The organism is Parabacteroides caeci (assembly GCF_023656795.1).
Classification (GTDB): Bacteria; Bacteroidota; Bacteroidia; order Bacteroidales; family Tannerellaceae; genus Parabacteroides; species Parabacteroides segnis.
In genome coordinates this window covers 1-23,292 of sequence record NZ_JAMOKT010000090.1, presented here as the reverse complement: position 1 = coordinate 23,292, position 23,292 = coordinate 1, and the positions used below count along the sequence as shown (strand labels likewise).

The 23,292-nt window shown below is 44.9% G+C and carries 14 protein-coding genes; 10 read left to right on the top strand and 4 right to left on the bottom strand.

Translation table 11 applies throughout. From position 1 onward, the window contains the following. Positions 1-322: 322 nt before the first annotated feature. The gene (locus tag NBH15_RS26790; protein ID WP_250824031.1) at positions 323-1,690 is read right to left on the bottom strand and encodes a Gfo/Idh/MocA family protein; all 1,368 of its coding nucleotides are present in this window, start codon (positions 1,688-1,690) and stop codon (positions 323-325) included. 287 nt (positions 1,691-1,977) lie between these two features. Here NBH15_RS26790 and NBH15_RS26785 point away from each other — a divergent pair, with 287 nt between their 5' ends. The 5 genes from NBH15_RS26785 (at position 1,978) to NBH15_RS26765 (ending at position 10,776) form a co-directional block, all read left to right on the top strand. Continuing rightward, entirely contained in the window at positions 1,978-4,032 is a 2,055-nt protein-coding gene (locus NBH15_RS26785) for an alpha-L-fucosidase (protein ID WP_128135190.1), read from the top strand. Between the two features lie 760 nt (positions 4,033-4,792). Beyond that, positions 4,793-8,005, top strand: coding sequence for a SusC/RagA family TonB-linked outer membrane protein (locus NBH15_RS26780; protein ID WP_250824030.1), 3,213 nt, complete (start codon positions 4,793-4,795; stop codon positions 8,003-8,005). Between the two features lie 19 nt (positions 8,006-8,024). Further along, positions 8,025-9,536 (top strand): SusD/RagB family nutrient-binding outer membrane lipoprotein, encoded by a 1,512-nt coding sequence (locus tag NBH15_RS26775; protein WP_250824029.1) that lies wholly within the window; start codon positions 8,025-8,027, stop codon positions 9,534-9,536. A gap of 21 nt (positions 9,537-9,557) precedes the next feature. Next, entirely contained in the window at positions 9,558-10,262 is a 705-nt protein-coding gene (locus NBH15_RS26770; protein WP_128135193.1) for a BT_2262 family domain-containing protein, read from the top strand. Between the two features lie 13 nt (positions 10,263-10,275). Then, positions 10,276-10,776, top strand: a complete 501-nt coding sequence (locus tag NBH15_RS26765; protein ID WP_128135194.1) for a lipid-binding protein — start codon at positions 10,276-10,278, stop codon at positions 10,774-10,776. A 163-nt stretch (positions 10,777-10,939) separates the two neighbouring features. Here NBH15_RS26765 and NBH15_RS26760 read toward each other — a convergent pair whose 3' ends face one another. Next, on the bottom strand, positions 10,940-11,782 hold the full coding sequence (locus tag NBH15_RS26760) for a LytR/AlgR family response regulator transcription factor (protein WP_128135199.1): 843 nt from the start codon (positions 11,780-11,782) through the stop codon (positions 10,940-10,942). Between the two features lie 180 nt (positions 11,783-11,962). Between NBH15_RS26760 and NBH15_RS26755 the strand changes: the two genes are divergently transcribed. Further along, entirely contained in the window at positions 11,963-13,108 is a 1,146-nt protein-coding gene (locus NBH15_RS26755; RefSeq protein ID WP_250824028.1) for a DUF6051 family protein, read from the top strand. Between the two features lie 10 nt (positions 13,109-13,118). On the opposite strand, the gene NBH15_RS26750 is transcribed toward NBH15_RS26755, so the two are convergent. Further along, the gene (locus NBH15_RS26750; RefSeq protein WP_250824027.1) at positions 13,119-14,558 is read right to left on the bottom strand and encodes an MFS transporter; all 1,440 of its coding nucleotides are present in this window, start codon (positions 14,556-14,558) and stop codon (positions 13,119-13,121) included. Between the two features lie 216 nt (positions 14,559-14,774). Between NBH15_RS26750 and NBH15_RS26745 the strand changes: the two genes are divergently transcribed. Continuing rightward, on the top strand, positions 14,775-18,767 hold the full coding sequence (locus NBH15_RS26745) for a hybrid sensor histidine kinase/response regulator transcription factor (protein ID WP_250824026.1): 3,993 nt from the start codon (positions 14,775-14,777) through the stop codon (positions 18,765-18,767). Here NBH15_RS26745 and NBH15_RS26740 read toward each other — a convergent pair. After that, the gene (locus NBH15_RS26740; RefSeq protein WP_233567475.1) at positions 18,733-19,773 is read right to left on the bottom strand and encodes a LacI family DNA-binding transcriptional regulator; all 1,041 of its coding nucleotides are present in this window, start codon (positions 19,771-19,773) and stop codon (positions 18,733-18,735) included. The two genes, NBH15_RS26745 and NBH15_RS26740, sit on opposite strands and share 35 nt — an antisense overlap. A 212-nt stretch (positions 19,774-19,985) precedes the next feature. Here NBH15_RS26740 and NBH15_RS26735 point away from each other — a divergent pair, with 212 nt between their 5' ends. The 3 genes from NBH15_RS26735 to fucP are packed head-to-tail and all read left to right on the top strand — an operon-like array spanning position 19,986 to position 23,151. Next, entirely contained in the window at positions 19,986-20,918 is a 933-nt protein-coding gene (locus NBH15_RS26735; RefSeq protein ID WP_128135197.1) for an aldo/keto reductase, read from the top strand. 33 nt (positions 20,919-20,951) lie between these two features. Next, complete coding sequence (locus NBH15_RS26730; protein ID WP_128135198.1) at positions 20,952-21,875, top strand: amidohydrolase family protein; 924 nt, start codon at positions 20,952-20,954, stop codon at positions 21,873-21,875. A 22-nt stretch (positions 21,876-21,897) separates the two neighbouring features. Beyond that, on the top strand, positions 21,898-23,151 hold the full coding sequence (gene fucP / locus NBH15_RS26725) for an L-fucose:H+ symporter permease (protein WP_244050368.1): 1,254 nt from the start codon (positions 21,898-21,900) through the stop codon (positions 23,149-23,151). Positions 23,152-23,292: the final 141 nt, after the last annotated feature.

Genomic DNA, 23,292 nt, shown 5'->3' with positions numbered 1-23,292 from the left:
ACTTTCCGCTTATCTTATAATGAATGAAACCTCGCTTTGGAAAAGTTAGTTTCTCGCTTGGAATAATTAATCGTTCGATATTTATCCTCTATTCGTTCGACAGTTGTCGAATGAATAGAGAACATCTGTTTAATGAATAGAGAATGATTGTCGAACGATTAATTATTCCATCAGAAAGAATAGTTATAACATTGGGAGATTTGCAGGGAGACCCGGGAAAAAAGAGGCCTATGATATAAGAAGCGCATCTGTCCAAAACTGACAAACGCCCTGAATATCTTAAAAAAATATTCAGAGCGTTTTCACTAACATAAATTACTAATTACATTACAGGCGCATCCGGAGCTTTTCCCGGCTTCGGTGCTTCTCCTTCTTTATAGAAAGGTAACGGTCCCATTTTATATTCATCCGGACCATAACGAAGAGTGGAAGCCATAATCTCATCCCAGGAAATAGGTTTTCCGGTGTAAGCGGCCTCACGTCCCAAAATAGCAACCTGGGTAGAATAGGCCAATGCTTCTGCCTGATTTATTTTCTTATCTAAACGGATTGATTCAACAAAATGCACATGTTCCTGATCATATGGATTCTTTACAGGTTTATTCTGATAATCATATTCCCAAAAAGTGTTTCCATTATAATCCACAATTTTAATTTCACCCCGGTCATTCAGAGAGGCCATCCCCTTGGTTCCATATACCTGCTCGGATACATTTCCGTCACAACCGTCAATCTGACGGGCAGTCGCCAACATGCGTTTGTTATTGTTATAATAATAATCCACACTGAAAAAGTCATAGATATCACCCGTCAGGCGCTGTGCACGACCACCGAAACCAACAGCACGGATAGGACGGTCTTCCATAAACCACGTTACCACATCAATATTATGAATAGCCTGATCCAACAGGTGATCTCCACTTAACCATTTAATGTTAAACCAGTTACGAATACAGTATTCCATATCGCTCCATTCCGGACGTTTGCGCTTATTCCACCATGCCCCCTGGTCCCAATGAGCGGAAGAAGATACGACATCACCGATCAATCCGTTTTTTACCTGCACATAAGCCTCCCAATAATCTCTACGATGACGGCGTTGATTACCTGTTACAACAGTCAACCCTTTAGATGTTGCAACTTTGGCTGCTGCAATTACTGTACGTATTCCGGTCGGATCGACAGCACAAGGCTTTTCCATAAAAATATGTTTACCTGCCTCAACCGCCGCTTTGAATTGCTCCGGTCGGAAATGTGTAGGGGTACATAACAGGACCACATCGATATCATTCATTGCCAACACCTTCTGATAAGCATCGAAGCCTAAGAAACAATTGGCATCAGGAACTTCATTTTTAAATTGTTCAGACAATACTTTCCGGCAAGTCGCCATTCTATCCGGGAACAAATCAGCCAAAGCAATAATAGACACATTCGGTCCTGATTTGAGGAATTGTGTAGCCGCCCCGGTTCCACGATCGCCACAACCCACCAAAGCAGCTTTTAAGGGTTTCCCATCAGGAGCCACCTCTACGAAAGAGAACATTCCCAATTCTTCCGGAGAATAACTCTTCGCAGCCGTTCCTGCACTTTGTTGTTGTGTACATGAAGTCATTACAGCCGACGACATACCCAGTGGTATTCCGGCACCCAGCAATGCTGTGTTTGTTAAGAAATCTCTTCTTTTCATGGTATTAATAATAAAAATATAGTTATTAGACGCTCAAATATACAAATTCATCTGGAATAAAACAAACATAAAAGATTTTTTATAGACCACATTATTAGAGACATATACGGATTTTAGATGTATTTTAGACAATAAGAAAAATGATATTGTATAAAATACGGCAAGTATTCTATAGAACCAGCACGGTTCTGTAATACAATAACTAAAAATAGCAAAACAGACAGAATATCCTTATACAAATCATATTTTTTGTACCTTTGAAGCATCAACAATAACATAATCAAACGATGAAAAGCGCAAATTATCTTTTCCTCCTCGGATTAGGACTTACTACTTTAATCTCCTGTAAAGAAGTAAACGCCCCTGATCCTGTTTATCCTGTTCCGACGCCTGAGCAGGTGGAATGGCACAAAATGGAGACATATGCCTTCGTTCATTTCGGTCTAAACACATTCAATGATCTGGAATGGGGATACGGGAACACGCCTGCTTCCACTTTCAATCCTACAGATTTAGACTGCGAACAATGGGTTCGTACGATCCAGGCTGCCGGATTAAAAGGGGTGATTCTCACCGCCAAACATCATGACGGTTTTTGCCTGTGGCAAACAGCAACCACAGAATACAGCGTTAAAAATTCTCCCTGGGAAGACGGAAAAGGTGATATGGTAAAAGAGCTTTCCGACGCCTGCCACAAACACGGATTGAAATTCGGTATTTATCTCTCCCCTTGGGATCGTAACAGTGAGAATTACGGACAACCGGGATATGTAGAAAAGTTCCATGCCCAATTACATGAATTAGTCTGCAATTACGGTCCGTTGTTCGAATACTGGTTTGACGGAGCTAACGGCGGCAACGGTTGGTACGGCGGCGCAAATGAAACGCGTTCTATCGACCCGAATACCTATTATAAATATGAACAGGCTGTCGACACGATTAAAAAGTATAATCCTTCCGTCATGATTTTTGGAGGAACCGAACCGACCATCCGCTGGATCGGCAATGAAGAAGGCTGGGCGGGTGATACTCAATGGAGTATGTTCACTAAAAAAGATGGCATACATTATCGTCAGAGCCAGTGGGGACTGGAAGACGGTGAAGAATGGCTGGGTGGCGAATGCGACGTTTCCATTCGTCCGGGTTGGTTCTATCACGCACGTGAAGACCATCAGGTAAAATCATTATCACATTTAGTCGATCTGTATTACCGGAGTGTCGGACATAATGCAAACTTCCTGCTAAACTTTCCGGTTGCATTAAACGGAAAGATCAGTCCGACGGATTCTATCCGTGCAGTCGAATGGTATCAAACTATACAGAACGATTTAAAAACCAACTTATTAAAGGGAGCATCCGTAAAAGCCAGCAATTCCCGCGGCGGCCAGTTTAAGGCTGACAAAACGAATGACGGCAATTGGGATTCTTACTGGGCTACAGAAGACGGAGTTACAAACGCTACGCTTACTTTCGCCTTCAGCAAACCGACGGATGTAAACCGCCTGATGATACAGGAATATATCCCATTGGGACAGCGCGTCAAAGCGTTCACCATCGAAACAGAAAAAGACGGGCAATGGACACCGGTTGAAGCAGCCGATTCCACGACAACTGTCGGCTACAAACGTATCGTCCGTTTCCAGACTGTCAATGCAGACAAGATACGTATCAACTTCCTGGATGCACGCGGCCCGCTATGTATCAATAATGTAGAGGCTTTCCTGGCACCGGCCTTATTAACCGAACCGGAAATCAGACGTGACCGCAAAGATGTTGTTTCTATCCGGGTAGAAGATAAAAACTCAGAACTCCATTATACGACTGACGGCTCGGAACCAACAAAAGATTCCCCCCGTTATACCGAACCTTTTGCTTTTGCTCAAAAAGGAACAATCAAGGCTATCTCGTACGACCGTACCTTCGACAAGAGCAGTCCGGTTTCCGTAAAAGAGCTGGATATTCCGGTATCCAACTACACTGTCATTTATCCAAAAGACGAGAAAACAATAGCAATGTTCGACGGCAACGGATATACGACATTCTATTTACCGAAAGGAAAACAGGAAATCGAAATACAGTTGGCAAATGATATGCCGATTGCCGGCTTCCGCTATGTACCCAACCAGGGACGTGATGCCGGAGGACATATTTCAAATTACCAGTTGTTTGTCAATAACAAGAAAGTTGCAGAAGGCGAATTCTCGAATATCAAACATAATCCGATAGAACAGGAAATCCGTTTCCCGGCTGTAAAAGGAAACAAGATACGGTTTGTAGCAACCCGCATTGTCGATAATCAGCCCCAGGCAGGGATCGGTGAGTTTTCGGTAATTACAGAATAAAACCGGTATTACAAAATCAATACGATTCAAATAAAAAGGAGTGTTGGACATATACGTTTCGACACTCTTTTCTTATATACACCACAATGACATTTTATTCAGATTTGATCTTCCCCGACGGTTCAACCGGGAAGAATCATCAAAGTTTCATTTTAATGCCCTGTATGCGTTTTCTATATCAAAAGGAAACCTTGCTAATGCTTTTCTATGTTTCGTTGTTCAGAGTTTCCGCTGATAGCTTTTCTTTGACAAATACAATCTTATTTACTTAGTTCTAGGGGAACTCTGTCCATTTGGACTATCTTTATAGTTATAACAGAAACTGTTTTATAAAAATATTTTAGACTCAGGACGATAAACTTATCGGTGCTTGCTGTTGTTTTGTTAGTTATTGAAAAAACGTTGGCAAGTTATACAAAAATATTACAACTGCAACTTTTTTTATCATAAAAAATCCGGCTCCACTAAACATTCAGTAGCAAGAACCACCGAAATCAAACTAATGGAAGCTATTTTTCACTCCTTTTAAACGACAATTAACATCAAATCCTCATGTTATAGCAAATTTCACTTTTCCACCCCCTCAAAACACCTGATACTCAACAGGCTAAATTCAATAAAAGAGCATAATGTCGAGATTCAGAACAAGCTCATTAAACCCTCCTTATGACTAATGGACAGAGTTCCCCTAGGACTCAGATATAGCTTATTTAACCTTTATGAAAATTGTAGTTATATTATATAATTTAATGTGTGTGAAATGAAAAAGTTAACTTTTACTTTACTGTGCCTTGTGATCTGCATGTGTACAGTAGTGGCTCAAAATGTGAAGGTGACAGGTACTGTTACCGCCGCAGATGACGGTCTACCGATTATTGGAGCATCAGTTCTTGTTAAAGGGACAACGATTGGTACAGTAACGGATATCGAAGGTCGTTTCTCTTTGGATGTACCACCCGAGGGCAAAATTTTGCAAATCTCGTATGTCGGCATGAACATGCAGGAAGTGGCTGTAAAGCCTGTTATTAAAGTACTCCTGCAATCAGACACCCAGAATTTGGATGAAGTTGTCGTTACGGCAATGGGTATTACCCGCTCTGAAAAGACCCTGGGGTATTCAGCAACGACCGTTAAGGCCGATGAAATTATCAGCTCACGTACGACCAATGTTGCCGATGCCCTCTCCGGTAAGGTTGCCGGATTATCGGTTAGTTCCACCTCTTCTGACCCGGGTTCGGTTAGTAACATTGTAATCCGCGGTTTCAGTTCTATCAACGGAAGTAATCAACCACTTTATGTAGTTGACGGTGTACCTTTACAGAATAATATGGTTTCCGGTGATGGCAAAAACGTATCAACCGGAGGTATTTCAAGTGTGGCTTCTGAAGATATCGCTTCGATGACTGTATTAAAAGGAGCAGCCGCAACCGCCCTTTATGGTAGTCGTGCCGCTAACGGTGTGATCGTGATTACCACGAAATCAGGAAAGAAAGGCGACGGACGGAATTTCTCAATCAGCTACAGCGGTAATGTACAGGCTCGTATGGTCTCTTTTCTGCCAGAAATGCAGAACTCGTTCGGACAGGGATGGAACGGTGCACAGACATATATCGAGAATGGCTCCTGGGGCCCTCGCCTGGATGGATCAATGCAGGTGTATGGCCCGATCTGGAATAATCAGCAATTGATTCATGAATACAGTGCAAAAAAAGATAATGTAAAGGATTTCTTTGATCCAGGTTGGTCGCAGAACCATACGGTTTCCTTGAGCGGTGTTTCTGCCGACACCAAGATGGATTATTATCTGTCTTATTCTTTTACGAAAGATGATGGTATCATGCCGAAGGATTATGATACGTACGAACGTAATACGGTAGCTTTCCGTGGCGGCTATGAGGCAACAAACTGGTTGAAAGTGTCTTCTTCCCTTAATTTTGCACGCAGCCAGACGGATGCAGTCGGCAGTTTCCAAGGTACATCCGTGATCGACGGCGTGTTTGAGTTACCTCGCGACATCTCTATCGTAGACATGAAAGATACCAGTTCACCGTTCAATACACCGGAGGCGTACTTTACTCCTTACGGTATCACAAACCCCTACTGGGCATTGGAAAACAATTACAACCATACGGCTTCGAAGCAGATTTACGGTAAAGTACAGGTAGATGTCACCCCGATCAAAGAGTTGAAACTTTCCTATCGTATGGGCTTCGACTATACGGACTATGACCGTAAGGTAGGTACTCCACAAATTAACCTGGACGACGCGCTGATTGACGAAGACTATGGATATGCTCCTTCCAACATGAACCAAAGCGGACATGTATATACCCGATATGGCCGTCATTACGAATTGAATCACGATTTCCTGGCTAATTATTCTAAACGTTTTCTGGATAACAAGCTGGATGTGAACGTAAATGCCGGTGTAAACATGAACGAACGCGGATATACGCGCATGACCGGTCAAACCGACGACTTGTCTTTCTATTCCGGATTTTGGGATCTGAGCAACGGTTCTACAAAAACAACATTGTCGGAAAGTCAGAATAAACGCCGTTTGGTAGGTCTCTTCGGAGATGTAACCGTTGGTTGGGACGATATGATTTATCTGAACTTGACTGCTCGTAACGACTGGTCGTCTACATTGCCTATCGCCAACAACAGTTTCTTCTATCCAGGTGCCACATTGAGTTGGATCTTTACCCGTCTAATCCCGGAAAATGAAGTTCTTACTTTCGGAAAGGCTCGTTTAGCATATGGTAAGACCGGTAACGATGCAGATCCTTATCAGACAGGCCTGACTTATATACAAGGTACGGCAAATGGCTATTATGGCAGCGACATATCCAAGTTCCCGATGAACGGAGTGAATGCCTTTATAGCTTCTAATACTAAAGGTAGCAACACATTGCGTCCGGAAATGACATCTGAATTTGAAGTCGGCATGAACTTACAATTCTTCAACGGACGTTTTGGGATCGATGCAGCCTATTACAACCGCAAAACGAAAGACCAGATCTTCACTCTTCCGACCGATCCGTCAACAGGTTTCAGCTATATGGTAACCAACTTCGGTGAAGTCAGTAACAAAGGTATCGAATTAGTTATCAATACCACTCCGGTACAGATTAAAGATTTTCGTTGGGACTTGAGTTTCAACTTCTCAAAAAACAACAACAAAGTTCTTTCATTACCTGAAAGCCTGGAAGGTGGAAAAGTTTCCATCTATAACTTCTCTGCCGGTAACGATGCGATTTATATGTATGCCGAAGAAGGTAAGCCGATGGGGCAGTTCTATACTTACTTACCTAAGAAAACTGCAGATGGAAAGCCGATCGTAGACGCAAACGGTTATCCTGTTTTAGGTACATCAGTCGAAGATACCGGCAAAAACATGAATCATGACTGGACAGGCGGAATCAATACTGCTTTTACCTATAAAGACTTCACATTGAGCGCAGCTCTGGATATTCGTAGCGGTGGTTATATGTTCTCACGTACGAAAAACCTGATGCAATTTACAGGTAACGGTGTAGTTACAACTTACAATGACCGCCGTCCGTTCATTATCCCCAATTCAGTTGTTGATAATGGCGATGGCAATTATACCGAAAACACCACCCCGATTTATCTGGGCAACGGCAGCTATCAAACCTATTTCAATGATTACGGATATGGAGATGGTGGAGAAGCTTATTTGCTTGATCGTTCATTCGTTAAATTGCGTAACATCAGCCTGACCTGGAATGTCCCGAGACAGTGGGTGCGTAAGATGTCATTGAGTAATTTGGCCATTACGGCATTTTGTAATAATGTATTTACCTGGACCGCATCAGATAACCGCTACGTAGATCCGGAATCAACAACCGTATCACAGTCTTCTTATGGTGACCTGGCAACACAATTCGGTGAACTGTATACCAACCCGTCTTGCCGTATATTCGGATGCAACCTGAGTGTTAAATTCTAAAATGAGGAGAAAATAAAATATGAAAAAAATATTATTGGCATCTGCACTGCTTTTGGGTGTAAGCTTCACTTCTTGCAACAGCTATTTGGATATCAACACTGATCCCAATTCGCCAGCCGAGGAGAACGTTGAGACTTCCATGTTAATGCCTGCCATCGAAATGAACACGGCTTCAAGCTATGGTAATTTTTTGCGCATCGCCGGAGGTTTCCATGCCCAGCAATACGCGCACTTATTCGGAACAAGCAACTATTTGGACTATTCAAAGTTCAATATGTCGGCTACTCGCAGTAGCGGAACCTATACACAATTCAATCAAAAAGCATTACAGAACCTGAAGACATTACTAACCAAGGCCGCAGAACAGGAAGACTGGGGAACCTATTTGGCAGGAACGGTTTTGCGCGCGTTTGTTTACGAGGCTTTGGTTGATTGTTATGGCGAAGTGCCTTATACAGAAGCACTGGATTTAGAAAACTTCCCGACTCCTAAATATGATGAAGGACAGGTGGTTTATGAAGGAGTGATTGCAGAAATCAATGAGGCATTGGAAAAGGTTTCGGCATCGAATATTGTATGCACCAACTTCCTTTTCCCGTCTTCAACGGCCGACAAATGGATCCAGTTCGCCAATGCATTGAAGTTGAAGATGCTGATGCGTATGTCCGGTGTGAAAGACGTACAATCAGAAGTGGCTGCTTTATTAGCAGAAAACAACTTCCCTACCGCCGACGTTTCTTATAAAGGATGTTGGAAGAACGAACCTGGGCAGATGAACCCGTTCTATTCGGAAGAATTTGCTACGACCTGGGGATCTACGCAAACCAATATCGCTGCCAACCTGGCGATCATCGGTACGATGCAAGTAAAGAACAGCGAAGGCGCTGTCGAATATGAAGATCCTCGTTTGGCTGCTTTCTTTCAAAAAAACAAAAGCAGTGAATATATCGGTGGTATTTCAGGAACCAACTATCCGAAGTCTACCAGCAAATTGCAGGATTGGTGTCGTCCGGTGGCCACATTCGATATGCCGGTTTACCTGATCACCGTATCAGAAGTTGAATTCTTCAAAGCTGAATATTATGCACGATACGGATCTGCAGCCGATGCCGCCACTCATTATGCGACCGCCATCGAGGCTTCTTTTGCTTCTGCTAACGTAAGTGGAGCTGCCGACTATGTAGCCCGTTATCCGTTCGATGCTTCCAATTATAAGAAGAGTATCGGTATCGCAAAATGGGTAGCCCTTTCCGGTGTCAACCCGTTCGAAGCCTGGTGTGAGATGCGTCGTTTGGATTACCCCACATTCGGTACAGCCAAAGGTAGCGACTTTTATACCGAAGGCGATCAGGAATCATACAATACATCCAAATATGTTCCCGGTACGCTGTACACGCCGATTCAGGTATTTGGCGAAGTGGGTACAAATAAATTGCTGGAACGTTATCCGTATGCAGAAAGTTCTTCTTCCCGTAATGAGAACACACCGGCATTCCCGGGATATACGTCACCGGTGTTTTGGGGTAAATAATTTAATTTAAAAGAGAGATTTATGAAAAAAGTAATTTATAGTTTATTGCTTTTTTGCGGTCTTTTCGGTTTATGGGGCTGCGAGAAAACAACAGAAGGTCTGACTAAAGTGACCCATTATGTGAACTTCGAACTGAATGGTGATGATCCCATGCTAGTACCGGTGGGCAGTACATTTTCTGATCCCGGTGTAATTGCCATGGAGGGAGAAGAAGACGTGACCGCTTCGGTAACTGTCAATAGTGATGTGAATGCAGATCAGATAGGTCTATATTCCGTGTCTTATTCTGCTGCGAATGCGGATGGATTCTCCAGTTCGGCAAAACGCTCGGTGATTGTCTATGATCCGGAGGTCACAACAGATGCTGCCGGTGATTATACGGTGGATTCAAGCGTCAGTTATCGAAAGGTGAATGGTGAACAAGTTCTATTCAAAGGAGATTTCAGTGTATCTGTCACTTTGGTAGCACCTGGCATATTTGCCGTATCCGATTTTCTGGGAGGTTGGTATGACCAAGGAGCCGCTTACGGTGCAGCTTATGCCATGAAAGGCTATTTCAAACTGAATGCAGACAATACGATCGAACCGCTCAGCAGTTTACTTGCTGGTTGGGGTGACTCTATAGACAGCATGAAAGATGGGAAATATGACCCGGAAACAGGACAGGTTTCCTGGTATATCGACTATGCAGGACAAATGACATTCTATGTAATAATGAACAAATAAACGGATAGAAATTATGAATAAACATATTATTTGGCTATTTACCCTGCTGGTATTCATATTGGCAGGTTGCGAAAAAGATGAAATAGGCAACACAGCAACCGAAGCACTTGCCGGTGAATGGAAAGTGACAGTAGATGCGGTAGATGAAGGAGGTAATGTCATTGCCGAAGATTGCTATGGATTAGGGCATATCCTTATGAATACCTATAACACGGCAGCAAACACACCTACCGAAATGTATGTAGACGATATAGGCAACTTTTGGAAATATAAAATACGGGTTAAATCGGATGTCAATGCGTTGACATTTGCGACCAATGGTGCTGCTCCCAATGAAGCCGACGAATGTGATGTGACGATTGACGGCGGTAAAATCTTATTGGGAGCTGCTACGACACCTCATGGAACACCGGCGGACAGTATTGTCTATTATATCTCATTCAGCGACGATGAACCTGGCATGAGGTATAAAGTTTCCGGATATCGCTATACAGGACTTGCTGTTGATGATTAATAGATAAGAACTATTTATAAAACATATAAGTTAACCAAAAAATCTTACTAGACACACTTGACCGGAGTTAGTAGTGATACCAGCTCCGGTTTTTATTATACATAATACCAAATTAGTCCAATGCAATCACTTATACTTCGAGACCAGACTTTATCCCTATAATTTACGACGAATATGTCATAAACCAATGTGTCACTTTTTCACTATATGTTTTTGATATTGGAATATCCGGGACTTTCTCGACTCCCAGTTCCAGATAAATGCCGTCTTTTTCACGGCGTATCACCTTTACCTGGTCGAAATTAACCATATATGAACGATGGCAACGCAGCACATTCGTTTCGGCCAGACTCTCTTCTATGGATTTCAAAGAGTTACGCAGCATGAACTTTGTCAGTACTCCTTTATTGAGATACCAGATACACACATAATTATCCGCCGATTCTATATACAAAAGATTCGTCCGTTTCACCGACAGCCGCAATTCATGCTTTTCGTCATAAAAAGAGAAAACCGTAAGTTTGTTTGCCGCCTCTGCCCGATCCTCTTCCAGTAACCTCAACTGCCGTTCTTTCTCCTGATAGGAAAAATAGAAATGTAAGACCGAATAGGGCAACAACAGAACCAGGCTTGTGTTGATAGCCGACTCTTTGAAAACGCTTAAATACTCCCGCTCCGGATTCAGTACCAAAGTGTAGATCGTATAAAACAAAGACATGAAAAATATCTCCAGAATAATCCACACCGAATATGCACCTACGGAAATGGCATGTTTCCTGCCCCAATAATACATCACAATCCGGCTGATCACCACCACCAGCACACCGGTAAGAATAATCAGACTGGAAAAAACAAAAAACTTAAACTCTGAAACCCGATACCAGTTCGACGAACTGAACGGCTTATATATATTGATAAATACCAAAGCGAAAAACGCTGTCAGCAGGATCAGGCGAACGATGTTCGACTTTTCATAAATATAACCGGGTATTTTATGACCGAGCATTCCCATATCTTTTGCCTCCTATTTGGAGAACAAATGTACTAGTAAATCCCGAAACATTCACCCCGCATATAAAAATTTCACCCCGCCATTCCGGTTTATGTCCCAGCCGCAGTACGTCGGAACCATTTATTTGCAAGGATTGTTTTAATAATGTTTGTTTGCATCAAAAAATCGATTGTTATGGATATCTCACTTCGCACACAACAACTAAACAGCCTTTTCTCGTACGATAAAAAGGCGCATCTGGAAGAGAGCCGTCTGGAAATAATTCCCTTTCGCTTTACACAAACGATAGGTGCCAGCGAAATTAACGAATTCCAGAAGGGACTCGCTGCAACTGAATTTTGCTCTGTCACGGACGACCATATTCAGGAAAACAAAACATTCAATTATACGATCTTCGCCCCTTCGGGTAAAGAGAAACGCGACAAAGCCATCATCCTGTTGCACGGACTGAACGAACGTACCTGGGAAAAATACCTGACCTGGGCCGAATATCTGGCCGGTTCAACCGGAAAGCCGGTCATCCTTTTCCCCATCGCATTCCATATGAACCGTACACCGGGTAGCTGGTGCAATCCACGGATGGTTTTACCCTGGGTGAACAGGAGGAAACAGGAAATAGACAACCTGGAAAACTCGACCTTTGCCAATGTCACATTAAGCAGCCGCCTGTCAGGAAATCCGTTGCGTTTCTATGCGTCCGGCCGCGAATCGGTCTATAACTTATGGCAATTGGTGCATGAGATAAAAAGTGGAAAACATCCTTTATTCAAAGATGATACTTCCATCAACCTGTTTGCTTATTCGATCGGAGCCTTGTTGTCACAGGTCTTGTTGTTGAGTAATCCGGAAAAGATGTTCAGCGACACCCGCCTGTTCATGTTCTGCGGCGGTTCCATTTTCAGCCAGATGAACGGAAACGCACGGGATATTATGGATCAGGAAGCATTCAACAGCCTGCAACGATTTTACCGCCACGATTTTCTGGAAGAACGTTCGCTGCCTACTTCCTTTAAGAATGATTTTCTGGAACAGGCGTTCAAAGCCATGATTCGCCCTGATATCTTACAGGAATACCGTGAGTCCTTTTTCCAAAAAGCCTGCAACCGCATCAAAGCTATCTCACTGAAGAAAGACATTGTCATGCCGACCAACGGAGTGATCAAAGCACTGGGCAAGGCCTCTGACAAGATACTGGAAGAAATGGATTTTCCCTTCCAATATTCCCATCAGATACCGTTCCCGTTCCGGTCAAAAACCGACCAAACACTTGTAAACCAGGTTTTCAATAATATATTCAGCCAGGCAGCTGCATTCTTATGATAAGATCCAATCAATTTAATGTGATCACCTTGTATTTAGGCACCAGTATCTTCATCACAATCCAGCCGATTAGGTAAGCGACAGCGCAAAAGATAAAGACAATTGCATATCCAGCCGGTTTACCTTCGAAGCCCATAAACTGCATGTTGGTATCGCCACTATATGTAAATAACATACCGGCTCCCTTCTGAATAAAGAACGAACCAATACCGCCTGCCATACCGCCAATACCGGTAATCGTAGCGATTGCACTTTTGGGGAACATATCGCCTACTGTAGAGAATATATTTGCACTCCAAGCCTGATGAGCAGAGGCTCCGACGGAGATCAGCAGGATAGGCACCCAATAGCTGATATAACCCAATGGCTGCGCGAATAAAACGACCAATGGGAAGAATGCAATGATCAACATCGCTCGCATACGCCCTGCATACGGATTCATCCCTCGGTTGATGAAGTAAGTCGGAAATTTACCGCCAAACACGGAGCCGATCACCGTAATAGAATAAAGTATAGCAATTGGCCATGCGATCTGGGTTCCTTCCATATTATATTGTATCTTCAGATAAGCCGGAGTCCAGAAAAGAAAGAACCACCATACGCCATCCGTCATAAACTTACCAAAAGCAAACGCCCAAGTCTGTTTAAAGCCCAGACATTCAATGAAAGAAAGCTTCGATTCATTTTCAGGCTCAATTTCATCCGGAGTCAATTCAGTATCATCCTGCTGAATATAAGCACGTTCCGCATCATTTACCTTTGGGTTCTCCGCGATTGGTTTATAGATAAACAACCATATTCCCATCCAGATAAAGCCGATCAGGCCGACAATAATAAAAGCCATTTCCCACCCCCATAGTTCAGCCATCAGAGGAACAGTCAATGGAGCCACAATAGCCCCGACATTAGCACCAGAGTTAAAAATACCCGTTGCAAAAGCGCGGTCTTTTTTCGGGAAATACTCTGCTGTCGCTTTAATAGCAGCTGGGAAGTTTCCTGCCTCACCAAGAGCCAGCACACAACGTGCTATAATAAAGAACGTGACACTTACCATACTGATCGTAGCCGCAAGGTCTGTTCCTGCAGCTACAGCCCGTAACGCATCTGCATCTGGTAATCCGACCCATTTTTCTGTTAATACACCACACAATGCATGAAGTGCCGCCCCTGCAGACCAGACAGCAATTGACCAGGCATATCCTTTCCTGGTTCCCATCCAGTCGATAAACCGTCCGGCAAATAACATGGAAATTGCATAGAACAAGGAGAAAATGGCAGTGATTGTTCCATAATCGTTGTCTGTCCAGTGAAATTCTTCTTCCAGCATCGGCTGTAGAAGTGAAAGTACCTGACGGTCTAGATAGTTTACCGTTGTTGCGAAAAACAACATCGCACAGATTACCCACCTGTAGCGTGTCATTTGTTGATTGACATTCCCTAATGCGCTCATTTCTTAATAGTTTTTCATGATTTGCGGCAAATATATATCAATTTTTTTAAATACAAAGCATAACGTGTGTGCGAATACACGATTATTTACATTAATTCGGAAAGTTACAGTAAAACGGAGGTTATTTAGAAATGATTCCGTATAGAATTTGGTTCTACGTTTTTTTTCATCATCTTTGTATGAAGAAAACACACAACATATTTACAGGCTGTCTTTATGAGAAAATCTATACTATATCTTCTCCTGATGATTATCTGTCTGTCCGAGCTATATGCAGCAAACAGAAAGTCGTTCAATTACTATTTTTCGCATATTTCGAGTGCAGACGGTTTATCGGAAAGCCAGGTAAAAGTAATACTACAGGATAGCTACGGTTTCATGTGGTTCGGCACTAAAAACGGACTGAACCGGTATGACGGTACTTCTATCCAAACGATCAATTGCGATGATTATATTGCAGGTACAGGCAATCACAATATCTCTGCCCTTTTTGAAGACGAGAACAGAAAATTATGGGTAGGTACAGACCGGGGAGTATATATCTATGACCCTGTATACGACCTGTTCACGTTTATAGACCAGAAAACCGAAAACGGGGAGCAGATGGGTAACTGGGTTGCCAAAATCACCTCCGACCATTCCGGTAATATCTGGATACTGATCCCCGACCAGGGCGTCTTCCGTTATAAAGACGAGAAATTATATTATTATGCTATCACCAACAAAGATAATATCAAACGGGAAAGCCCCGGAGCTATCTGCGTGAGGGAAAACGGGGAAGTCTGGATCGGGACAGCCGGTGTCGGACTCTTCCTTTACAATCCGCAAACAGACTCCTTTCTTCAGCATCATACCGACAAAGATGGCAATACCCTGATGGGTGCCCACATCTTCTCTATGTGCGATTACGGCGATTGGATCGCACTGGCCATCCATGACGGAGAACTGAAAAAGTACAATCCCAAGACAAATACCCTGCAAACAGTCAACGCCCCGGGAGTGCATCACACCATCTTACGCGACGTGGTCTGTTACGATCAGAATAATCTTTGGGTCTGTACGCATGCCGGACTGTTCATCGTTGACGAACAATCCCAAAAAGTAACCCATCTCCAGGAAGACCTGATGCATTCGTACAGTCTTTCCGACAATATTATTTTCTGTATCTATAAAGACAGGGAAGGAGGCATCTGGCTCGGCACCAAATTCGGCGGAGTCAACCATTTACCGAATTACAAACTATTGTTTGAAAGGTTCGTCCCTTCCAGTTCGGAAAATTCGCTGAATACCCGCCGCATCCGCGAACTGGCGGAAGATCCCGAAGGCAATATCTGGGTGGGGACGGAAGATAACGGAATCAACATTCTGAATCCATCAACCGGAGAAGTGGCACAGATCAAATATCCTGAATCCGACAGGAAAAGTCATCTCATGACCCAGTCCATGAGTATGTACGACGGCAAAATATATTGCGGTCTGTTTAAATACGGGCTTGATATCATAGATATATCCAACCATTCGATCAAACACCTCAATCACCAGCAATTAAATCTTGATGAAGAAAGCGTATATTCCCAGTTAATCGATAGTCGGGGCCGTCTTTGGGTAGGAAATGCCTGGGGGTTATCCAGGGCAGAAGCCGGCTCGTTCGATTTTACCCGGATACCGGAGATCGGTCTCGATTGGATCGTTTGTATGCTGGAAGATAAAAAAGGACAGATATGGCTTGCCTCGATGGGGAGCGGTGTATGGAAATACAATCCGGAAGATGATTCTTATAAAAAATATGTCAATGACACTCAGGACCTGGCCAGCCTGAGTTCAAACTCCGTCAGTTCCATCATGGAAGACAGCAGAGGACAGATATGGTTCTCTACCGACCGGGGTGGCATCTGCCGGTACAACGAGGCGGATGACAACTTCACCACGTTCTCCAAAGAACAGGGCCTGCCTGACGACGTAGCTTATAAAATACTGGAAGATAAAAATCATTATTTCTGGTTCGGGACCAACCAGGGGCTCGTCAAGTTTAAACCGGAAACCGGGGATATCCGTGTATTCACTACCCGCGACGGTTTAGTCGGCAACCAGTTCAATTATAATTCGGGACTCAAAGCAAGCAACGGCAAATTCTACTTCGGAACGATTGACGGACTGATCGCTTTCAATCCGGATGACGACCAGCGGACCGATTCCATTCCTCCGGTCTATATCACGAAGTTCAGCATATATAATAAGGAAGTAACCGTACATACTCCCAACTCCCCGCTGAGCAAAAGCATCCTGCATACCGATCGGATCACCTTGCCGTACGACCAGTCCAATATCAGTTTCGATATAGCACTGCCCTCTTATTCATCTGCCCGTAGCAAAGAATGTTACTACAAAATGGACCCGCTGGACAAAGATTGGGTAAAAACCAGTAATAACCAGAATATTTCGTATGCCAAACTGCCCCCAGGTAACTATACGCTCCTGGTAAAAGCCGAGATTGAAGACGATAACCAGCCGGTTACTTCACTCCGTATCGTCATCCTTCCTCCCTGGTGGCTATCCTCCTGGGCTTATGCCGTTTATGCGATCCTGGTACTCTGCCTGATATACGGATGGTTCCGCTGGTACAAACGCCGTAAGGAACGGCAGATGGAAGAGAAACAGAAACTCTTCGAGATAGAAAAAGAAAAGGAACTCTATGAGGCTAAGGTAGAATTCTTTACGGAGATAGCCCATGAAGTGCGCACGCCGCTGACACTGATCAACGGTCCGCTGGAAACAATCCTCGACATGAATATCCAGGACAGCAAAATCACGCGTAACCTGACCGTAATCGCCCAGAACACCAAGCGCCTGCTCGAACTGACCGGCCAGCTACTCGACTTCCGGAAAATCGGAGCCAACAAATTCAAGATGGATTTTGCCTGGACCAATGTTACGACACTGCTGAAAGATACCATCCTGCGCTTCGAACCGACCATCGTCCAACAGGATAAGAAATTATCGGTCGATATTCCCGAAGAAGAAATCACAGCTGCTATCGACCGCGAAGCCGTTACCAAGATATTAAGCAACCTGTTGAACAATGCACTCAAATATTCGGCCCATACCATTCGTATCGAACTGAGGTGTGAAGAGACCACCTTCAGTATCCGCGTCACCAGCGACGGAAGCCGGATACCTGCCGAACTCAGCCAACAGATATTCGAACCTTTTTATCAGATCAATAAGAAAGAAGGGGCAACGACAGGCGCCGGTATCGGCTTACCACTGGCACGTTCGCTGGCCATGCTTCATTCCGGCAAACTCTGGCTGGATACCGAAGATAGCAACAATTCGTTTGTCCTGTCCCTGCCTCTTGCCCAGGAGAAAGTGCGGCAACAGGAAAACTCCGTTATCCAGGAAGAATTCATATTTCCCGAAGAAGGGACAACCGTCAATGCGGAAGGTCGCAACTATACACTCCTGTTGGTGGAAGATAACGATACCATGCGTTCGTTCCTGGCAGAGAAACTGCAAGAGATGTTTGTTACGGAGACGGCCCCCGACGGAAAAGCGGCTTTGGAAATCCTGCGCAATCATCATATCGATATTGTCGTCAGCGACATCATGATGCCTGTGATGAACGGCCTCGAACTGTGTAAAGAGATGAAAGCCGATATCGAACTGAGCCATATCCCCGTCATCTTCCTGACCGCCAAGAACGACCTCGACAGCAAAATCAACGGTCTGCGCCTGGGTGCGGAGGCATACGTGGAGAAACCTTTCTCTTTCAATTACCTGACAACACAGATATTCTCCCTGCTGAACAACCGCCAGAAAGAACGCGAGGCTTTCTCCAAACGTCCGTTCTTCCCGGTCAATAACATGCAGATGAACAAGGCTGACAAGGAATTTATGGATAAGATTATAGCCATCATCCATGAAAACATCACGGACGAAAACTTCGGAGTGGAGAAACTCGCAGAGATACTCTTCCTGAGCCGTTCCAGCCTGTTACGCAAGATAAAAGTCCTCTCCGGCCTGTCGCCGAACGACTTCATCCGCCTCATCCGTCTGAAGAAAGCGGCAGAACTGATTCTGGACGGCAAACACCGGATTGGCGAAATATGTTATCTGGTAGGAATCAACTCCCCTTCCTATTTCAGCAAGATATTCCTGAAACAGTTCGGGGTAACGCCTAAGGATTTCGAGAAACAGAACCAGGCTTCTTAACCGAAGTCTCCCGTATCGATAAATGGGTGGGAACGACAATCTGCCGTGGTTTCTCACGTTTCTTGATTTGCTTGAGAAGCAGGTTGCAACATTCCTCTCCCATCTTATAGGTCTGATGGGTAACGGCGGTCAATGCCGGTTCCACGTAGTTGGAATGAAGTTCGTCGGTATAACCGATCAGGGCGATATCGGTCGGTATGCGGAGATGATGTTTCTTGATTTCTTTCATGGCGGCAAAAGCCAATGTGTCATTCATTGCCAGGATTGCATCAGGCGGTTCCGGCAATGAAAGCAATTGCCGGCATCCTTCACGTCCTTCCTCATAAGTCATTTTCTTACATACGACCAGTTCTTCTTCAACAGGCAAGCCATGTTCTTTCAAAGCTTCTATATACCCGTCCCGACGTTGCCGCACAATAGCCAAATGGTCGGAACCGCCCAGAAAGGCCACCCGCTTCGAACCGGATTCCAATAAATGGCTGGTAGCCACCCTTGCCGATTCCTGATTGTCGGCCACCACCGAAGGAATCGCATTCGTAAGGCAGACACGGTCGAAAAAGACCAGCGGGATATCCATATCTTCCAATGAAAGAAAATGGGCATAATCGGTCGTTTCCTGCGAAAGGCAGGCCAGCATACCCTCCACCCGCATATTCACCAGGTCTTCCACACAATGTTGCTCCTGCTCATATTGCTCATACGAAGAAGTGATAATGACCGAATACCCGTTCTTGCGCGCCACATCATTGATACCACTGATTATGGACGAATAGAAATGCGTAACAATATCCGGCACGATAATACCGATAATACGGGGCGTATTCTTCAGCAAACTAAGGGCAAACGGGTTCGGACGGTAATTCCATTCCTCGGCGAGCGCCTTCACACGTTCCCTCATCTCGGGACCAATCTCGTAACTGTCGTTCAACGCACGGGATACGGTAGAAACGGAAACACCCAGCTCCTTCGCCAGGTCTTTCAATGATATGTGTCTTTTCTTAGGCATCACAAATCCGATTAGGTCCGACAAATATATATTTTTTCCGGCAGATACAAGCATTACCTCCGAGATAGATACATGTATACCGACATCGAGCCGTTTATATCCGACAGGGCCTGCCACGCAAACCTTTGCGTAGATTTTTATGCACAAAGCGGTTATAATCAATACATAAAAGCTATACTTTTGGACTATTGCAAACTCAATCTATTTAAACCATGAAGTACTCATATTGCGGAAAAACCGGGATGAAAGTTCCCGTACTAAGTTTTGGAGCTTCCTCCCTGGGAAGCGTATTTCACGAAACCCGTGAAGCGGAAAGTATCAAAGCTGTATTCACTGCCATTGAAAACGGGATGAACTTTATCGACGTTTCCCCTTATTATGGGTATTACAAGGCAGAGACAGTATTAGGAAAAGCGCTGAAAGATATTCCGCGCGACCATTTCCTGCTGTCGACTAAAGTAGGCCGTTACGGTAAAGACGGCATGAACACCTGGGATTATTCTGCCCGGCGGGCCACCGAAAGCGTTTACGAAAGTATGGAACGCCTGCACTTAGACTACATAGACCTGATTAACGTTCACGACATCGAATTTGCCGACCTCAACCAGGTGGTGAACGAGACATTGCCGGCATTGGTCGAATTACGGAACAAAGGGATTGTAAAACATGTCGGCATCACCGACCTGCAACTGGAAAACCTGCAATGGGTAATCGACCGTGTGCCCGAAGGTACGGTTGAAACCGTCCTCAACTTCTGCCACTACTGCCTGAACGACGATAAGCTGGCTGATTATTTCGACTATTTCGAATCGAAACAGATTGGCATCATCAACGCCTCTCCCCTTTCGATGGGATTGCTGTCACAACGGGGCGTTCCCGACTGGCATCCGGCACCGGCGGCATTGGTAGAAGCCTGCCGGAAAGCAGTACAACATTGCGCTTCGAAAGGTTATCCGATAGAAAAGCTGGCCATGCAATATTCCGTAAGCAGCCCGCGGATAGCGACCACCCTATTCAGTTCCGCCAATCCGGAAAATGTCAGGAAGAATATCCAATACATAGAAGAACCCATCGACTGGGAGCTGGTGCGCGAAGTACAGGAAATCATCGGCGACCAGAAACGGGTCAGCTGGTCCAATTCTTAAACCGGAAAAGAAATAACCTTTAAAGAAAATACCATGAACAGAAAAATTATAGATGCCCACTCACATCTCTGGCTCCGGCAGGACACGGTAGTCGACGGGATGCCGATACGGACACTGACCAACGGACGTTCGCTCTTCATGGGCGAAATCCGGCAGATGGTTCCTCCGTTTATCACCGACGGCAGGAACACGGCTGAGATATTCCTGTCAAACATGGATTATGCACAGGTCTCGGCTGCCGTCATCACGCAGGAGTATATCGACGGCCTGCAAAATGATTATCTGCTGGAAGTTGTTAAGCAGTACCCGGACCGCTTCTTCGTATGCGGCCTCTGTGAATTTCGCCGTCCCGGCTATTTGGCACAGGCACGCGAATTGGCTGCACGCGGATTCAGGGCAATCAAGATTCCCGCCCAACGCTTGTTGCTCGAAGAAGGGCGCGTCTGGCTGAACTGCAACGAGATGATGGAAATGTTCCATTTTATGGAAAGCAATGATTTGCTCCTCTCCATCGATTTGGCCGATGGCGACGTCCAGACCGGTGAATTAGAAGAGGTGATACAGGAATGCCCCGGATTACGAATTGCAATCGGACATTTCGGTATGGTTACCCGGCCGAACTGGTTGGCGCAGATTCGCCTGGCCCGTTACCCGAATGTACGTATTGAATCCGGAGGTATTACCTGGTTATTCAACGATGAGTTTTATCCTTTCCACGGGGCCGTCAAAGCGATACGCGAGGCAGCGGACCTGGTCAGCATGGATAAACTGATGTGGGGTTCGGATTATCCCCGCACGATTACGGCTATTACCTATAAAATGTCGTACGACTTTATCCTGAAAACCGAAGAACTGACGGAACGGGAGAAAGACCTTTTCCTGGGAGAAAATGCCGCCGCCTTCTACGGCTTCGAACGGCTAATCGAGTTACCTTATATTAAAAACATGTCCGAGTAAACACACCCTAACACGATATAGTATGAAACAAAAGAATTACGCCTTGCCACTGGCACTGATATTCAGCCTCTTCTTCCTGTGGGCAATCAGCAGCAACCTGCTGCCTACCATGATCAGGCAATTGATGAAAACCTGCGAACTGAATACGTTCGAAGCCTCTTTCACCGAAACGGCCTACTGGCTGGCTTACTTTATCTTCCCGATACCGATTGCCATGTTCATGAAGCGGTACAGCTACAAGGCCGGTATCATCTTCGGACTATTGCTGGCCGCTTTCGGAGGATTACTGTTCTTCCCGGCAGCCATGTTGAAAGAATATTGGGCATACCTGACAATCTTCTTTATCATTGCAACCGGCATGTGTTTCCTTGAAACAGCTGCCAACCCTTATGTCACAGCTCTGGGGAATCCGGAGACGGCACCACGCAGGCTAAACCTGGCCCAGTCGTTCAACGGCTTGGGGGCATTTATCGCCGCCATGTTTCTCAGTAAGTTGGTATTGAGTGGAGAACACTATACCCGGACCACCCTGCCCATCGATTATCCCGGCGGCTGGGAAGCCTATATACAGTTTGAAACGGATTCGATGAAGCAACCGTATCTTATCTTAGCAATTCTGTTAATCATCATCGCGGTTGTATTCATCGTCTCCAAACTGCCCCGGATACAGGATGAGGAACACAGCGGAAAGGACAAGGACGGAAAGCTGATAGATTTCAGCGTATTGAAACGTTCACATCTGCGCTGGGGAGTGATTGCCCAATTCTTTTACAACGGGGGACAAACGGCCATCAACAGCCTGTTTCTGGTGTACTGTTGCAGTTATGCCGGCCTATCGGAATCCGTGGCAACGACTTTCTTCGGCCTGTATATGCTGGCCTTCCTTTTGGGGCGTTGGATAGGGACGTTGCTGATGGTTAAATTCCGTCCGCAGGATATGCTGCTGGTCTATGCCCTGCTGAATGTCGTACTCTGCGGCGTGATTGCATTATGCGGCGGCACGGTCGGACTGTATGCCATGCTGGCTGTCTCGTTCTTCATGTCGATCATGTACCCGACACAGTTCTCGCTGGCGCTGAAAGACCTGGGAGACAACACCAAGAGCGGAGCGGCTTTCCTTGTCATGGCGATTGTCGGAAACGCCTGCCTGCCCCAGTTGACAGCCTACGTGATGCATCATTTCGAAGCTATCTATTATACCGCTTATCTCATTCCGCTGGTTTGCTTCCTCTTCTGTGCTTACTACGGCTGGAAAGGCTATAAAGTAGTCGATTAATTTATAATATATATAATGTATCATTACTGTCCCGTAAAAGTGGATAAATAGTTCTTTGAAATAATTGAAATATAGTCTATTAGATACTACTTTTTAGGCGCGACGATTTGAAATCATACCTTTGAGGTCAATTAAGGTGAC

Bases quoted from the DNA above. Each gene is read 5' to 3' on its own strand.
- NBH15_RS26790 (WP_250824031.1), bottom strand. From the start codon at position 1,690: ATGAAAAGAAGAGATTTCTTAACAAACACAGCATTGCTGGGTGCCGGA.
- NBH15_RS26785 (WP_128135190.1), top strand. From the start codon at position 1,978: ATGAAAAGCGCAAATTATCTTTTCCTCCTCGGATTAGGACTTACTACT.
- NBH15_RS26780 (WP_250824030.1), top strand. From the start codon at position 4,793: ATGAAAAAGTTAACTTTTACTTTACTGTGCCTTGTGATCTGCATGTGT.
- NBH15_RS26775 (WP_250824029.1), top strand. From the start codon at position 8,025: ATGAAAAAAATATTATTGGCATCTGCACTGCTTTTGGGTGTAAGCTTC.
- NBH15_RS26770 (WP_128135193.1), top strand. From the start codon at position 9,558: ATGAAAAAAGTAATTTATAGTTTATTGCTTTTTTGCGGTCTTTTCGGT.
- NBH15_RS26765 (WP_128135194.1), top strand. From the start codon at position 10,276: ATGAATAAACATATTATTTGGCTATTTACCCTGCTGGTATTCATATTG.
- NBH15_RS26760 (WP_128135199.1), bottom strand. From the start codon at position 11,782: ATGCTCGGTCATAAAATACCCGGTTATATTTATGAAAAGTCGAACATC.
- NBH15_RS26755 (WP_250824028.1), top strand. From the start codon at position 11,963: ATGGATATCTCACTTCGCACACAACAACTAAACAGCCTTTTCTCGTAC.
- NBH15_RS26750 (WP_250824027.1), bottom strand. From the start codon at position 14,558: ATGAGCGCATTAGGGAATGTCAATCAACAAATGACACGCTACAGGTGG.
- NBH15_RS26745 (WP_250824026.1), top strand. From the start codon at position 14,775: ATGAGAAAATCTATACTATATCTTCTCCTGATGATTATCTGTCTGTCC.
- NBH15_RS26740 (WP_233567475.1), bottom strand. From the start codon at position 19,773: ATGCCTAAGAAAAGACACATATCATTGAAAGACCTGGCGAAGGAGCTG.
- NBH15_RS26735 (WP_128135197.1), top strand. From the start codon at position 19,986: ATGAAGTACTCATATTGCGGAAAAACCGGGATGAAAGTTCCCGTACTA.
- NBH15_RS26730 (WP_128135198.1), top strand. From the start codon at position 20,952: ATGAACAGAAAAATTATAGATGCCCACTCACATCTCTGGCTCCGGCAG.
- fucP (WP_244050368.1), top strand. From the start codon at position 21,898: ATGAAACAAAAGAATTACGCCTTGCCACTGGCACTGATATTCAGCCTC.